The sequence below is a fragment of the Vibrio sp. MM46 genome, from assembly GCF_027587135.1.
In the GTDB taxonomy this organism is placed as follows: domain Bacteria; phylum Pseudomonadota; class Gammaproteobacteria; order Enterobacterales; family Vibrionaceae; genus Vibrio; species Vibrio harveyi.
Map to the genome: position 1 here is coordinate 1 of NZ_JAPPTO010000080.1, position 1,105 is coordinate 1,105.

Genomic DNA, 1,105 nt, shown 5'->3' on the forward strand with positions numbered 1-1,105 from the left:
CTGTTAAGGGGTGAGCAACGCAATGCCGAAGTCGCCGCATACCACCTTAAACACTAAAACCAACGCATAGTGAAAATGCCACGCGTTGCGAATCCCTCTTGAACAGATTGTTAGCTGTGTACTACAACACTAGCATTAAAATCAAAGGTCCCAAAACTGCAACTACCATCATCAAAAACCAGAGATAAATTATCAATGATAGGTAGAGCGAAAATGTCCCTTTTACAGCATTTTCCAGCTCGATACCTCTATTGTTCTGTAAAAAGTACGCTAACTCTGCCCTAGGAATTGAGCCTGCAACTTTTCGAAACTTAAGCTTCAAAAGCATAAGACCCATTGAGGTAGGTACACTAAGCGCCAACAGATACAACATGTAAGACATGAAGGTGTTTTCGGGAGATTTGTTACCTGAAACTATAACCGCAATAATGATGACTAAGAGTAGAGAGGAAAAACCTTTAAATGATGAAAAGACTGAGTCTCGCGTTTTAACATATAGCCAAAATAACGGCTTATCGATTATTTTCATTTGTTTCTCGAACAGCTAACGCCCTGTTAAGGGGTGAGCAACGCAATACCGCAGTCGCCGCATACCATCTTAAACACTAAAACCAACGCATAGTAAAAATGCCACGCGTTGCGAATCCCTCTTGAACAGTTTGTTATGTGCTAAACGACTGAGCGCCATGATTTAGTGAGCTTTTCTAGCCGCATACCTTCAATCTTACCTAGATTAGAAACATCTTTACTAAAAGATGCACTAAATATTCGATGCCCAGTTGCATGTAAAGTTACCCCAATTCTCTCATTTGAAATTGTTTTCAATTCCAATTTGATTAATACACAATCATCAGTTTTGATTGGTAACAATTGATTTGGATTGACGACTTTACGCAAACATTTCACTTTATAGAAATTGACAGTGCGACCGTCATATTCCCTTTGAATAAGGTTGTACTCTTTAAATTGCGCTGCAGCTATTCCCTTTAGGTTTTCAGGTAAATTATCAATACACAATTTAATAGATTGCTCTTCAAATGGAGTTAGATCTGTACAACCTAAAATCATTTTTCGCAGTTTATTTAACATCGCCTTCCTTAGCACA

At 38.5% G+C, this 1,105-nt stretch carries 2 protein-coding genes; both read right to left on the reverse strand.

Annotated elements, in window-relative coordinates; translation table 11 throughout:
- Window positions 1-121: 121 nt before the first annotated feature.
- Complete coding sequence (locus tag OH459_RS27965; protein ID WP_269989869.1) at window positions 122-529, reverse strand: hypothetical protein; 408 nt, start codon at window positions 527-529, stop codon at window positions 122-124.
- Between the two features lie 140 nt (window positions 530-669).
- Window positions 670-1,105 (reverse strand): hypothetical protein (locus OH459_RS27975; RefSeq protein WP_269989871.1); only part of this gene is annotated, 436 nt, incomplete at its 5' end.

Coding starts and splice junctions, on each gene's coding strand:
- OH459_RS27965 (WP_269989869.1), bottom strand. CDS start 529: ATGAAAATAATCGATAAGCCGTTATTTTGGCTATATGTTAAAACGCGA.